General features: G+C 77.8%; 1 pseudogene. It reads right to left on the bottom strand.

Annotated features, from left to right (window positions below):
* Positions 1–2259: pseudogene (locus tag OO57_RS37560) on the bottom strand (hypothetical protein); the annotation flags it as partial.
* Positions 2260–2401: the final 142 nt, after the last annotated feature.

Genomic DNA, 2401 nt, shown 5'->3' with positions numbered 1-2401 from the left:
CTGGGCGAAGGGGTTGAAGTCCGGCGGCGGGACCTTCACGAGGCGGCCCTTGGTGGGGTCGGCCTCCTCGGCTTCCGCGGCGGGTGCGGTGGTGGCTGCGCTGGGGGCCGGGGGTGCGAAGGGGTTGAAGTCCGGCGGCGGGACCTTGACCAGGCGGCCCTTGGTCGGGTCGGCCTCCTCCGGCTCCGCGGGAACGACCGGCGGGGCGCTCGGCCGGGGCGGGATGGCCGGGCTCGGGGCCGGGGCGCTCGCGGACGGGCTGGTCACGGTGCCGAACGGGTCGGACGGCTCGGAGGAGAGGGTCGTGCCGAACGGGTCCGCGGCGGCCGGGCGCGGGGCCGCGGCCGGGACGGGTGCCGCGGCGACGGGCGCGGCGACGGGCGCGGCGGCCGGGGCGGGGGAGGTGGTCTGGGCGAAGGGGTTGAAGTCCGGCGGCGGGACCTTCACGAGGCGGCCCTTGGTCGGGTCGGCCTCCTCGGTCTCCTCGGCTTCCGCGGCGGGTGCGGCGGGTGCGGTGGTGGCTGCGCTGGGGGCCGGGGGTGCGAAGGGGTTGAAGTCCGGCGGCGGGACCTTGACCAGGCGGCCCTTGGTGGGGTCGGCCTCCTCCGGCTCGGGCTGCGGCGCCGGGGCGGCGGCCGGGGTCGGGGCGCCGAACGGGTCCGGGCTGCCGAACGGGTCGCTGCCGCCGAACGGGTCGGCGGCGGGCGCGGCCTGGACCTGGGGCTGGGCCGGAGCGGGGGAGGTGGTCTGGGCGAACGGGTTGAAGTCCGGCGGCGGGACCTTGACCAGGCGGCCCTTGGGCTCCTCGTCCTCGGCCGCCCGTACGGGCTCGGGTGCGGGCACGGGTGCGGGCTCCGGGGCCTGCACGGGCACGGGGGCGGGGGTGGGCGCGGGCGCGGCGAACGCGTCGGCGGAGGCCAGCGTCGGGGAGCCGGTCGCCTGCGCGGGCAGGTCGCCGGGGGCCGGGGCGGCGAAGGGGTTGAAGTCGGAGGGCGGCACCCGCACCGCCGTTCCGGACGGGCTCTCGGGCGGCTCGGGCGCCACGACGGGTGGCGGTGCGGGTGCCTGTGCCTGTGCCTGTGCCTGTGCGGGCACCGGCGCGGCGGGGGCGGCGGTCGGCGTCGCGGCCTGGGGGGCGGCCGGCGCCTGGGCGGGCACCGTCGCGGGGGCCTGCTGGGCCGGGACGGTCCGGCCGACCGGCACCGGTGCCGGGGCCACCGACACGCCGTCCCAGGCGAGTTGGACGGTGCAGAGCAGGTCCGCGAACACCTCGGTGTACACGTCCCAGTCCTCGGTGTCCGAGGTGCTCAGCTGGACGGTCAGCACGGTGGCCCCGTCCGGCATCGGCAGGAACGCCTCGACCACGGTGCTCACGACCCGGCCGCTCGGGCTCTCGTCCCGCAGCTCCTTCAGCGCCGGGACGGCCCGGGTCTCCACCAGCAGCGCGGCCGGGCCGGCCGGCAGCAGCACCGTCCACACCTCGGCGTACGGGCGCTCGGTGGAGAGGTCGACGGCCAGCTCCTGGATCGGCTGGGAGCAGCGGACGGTCGACACCACCAGCGACGTCCGGGAGCGGCGGCCGTTCACCAGCAGGGCGCCGACGCCCGCGTAGGCGACGTCCGCGGCCGCGAACTGCTCGGCCAGCAGGGCCGCCACCACCGCGAAGTCGTTGCGCTCGGCGGGGGAGGCGCCGGAGAAGACCTCCTCGGCGGTCTCCGCCAGGTGCGCCGACAGCGCGTTGCCCGAGCCGCGGACCGTCAGGGTGTGGAACGCGGGCGGCACGACCAGCCGCGCCTCCACCCCGGAACCGGTCGACAGCTCGTCGGGGGCGACGGTGCTGCGCGGCTCCGCGAGCGCGGCGAGCGCCGGGGTGAACCCGGCCACGCCCTCGCCGTCCAGGCCGGTCGGCTCGACCGACAGGCGCAGCGCGGAGGCCGACGGCAGGTCGGTCAGGCCGAGTGCCGAGGCGCCGAAACGGTGTGCCAGCACCGGGACGGCCTCGCGGCCGGCGGCGGCGTTCGGGCGCCGGAGGCTGGACACCTCGACGACGGTGCCGAGCTTCGGCACGGCCAGCAGGCCGGGGCCGATCTGGCTGATCCGCAGGCCGAACAGGGCCTTGGCGGCGGGGTGTTCGGAGCGGCGGAAGGCGGTGAGCGCGTCGGCCTGGTAGTGGGTGGCGCGGCTGCCGAGAAGTGCGGCGCACGCCGCGTCCAGCGTGGCCGTGATCCGGTCTGCGGCGGCGAAGCCGTCCTGCGTCATTCGCCGAGCCCCCTCGTTCTCGGGTGTGGACAGTTCAGCCACTTTTTATCAGACCCGACCGGCAGGGGGTCGGGGGTCGGGAGCTCGCGGGGCGAGGGGGTCGGGAGTTCAAGGGGGTAGAGGGTCGGGGGTCGGGTGGGTG

This window comes from Kitasatospora phosalacinea, assembly GCF_000717185.1.
In the GTDB taxonomy this organism is placed as follows: domain Bacteria; phylum Actinomycetota; class Actinomycetes; order Streptomycetales; family Streptomycetaceae; genus Kitasatospora; species Kitasatospora phosalacinea_A.
The sequence above is the reverse complement of the archived record's forward strand: the minus strand, read 5'-3'. Positions and strand labels throughout refer to the sequence as shown.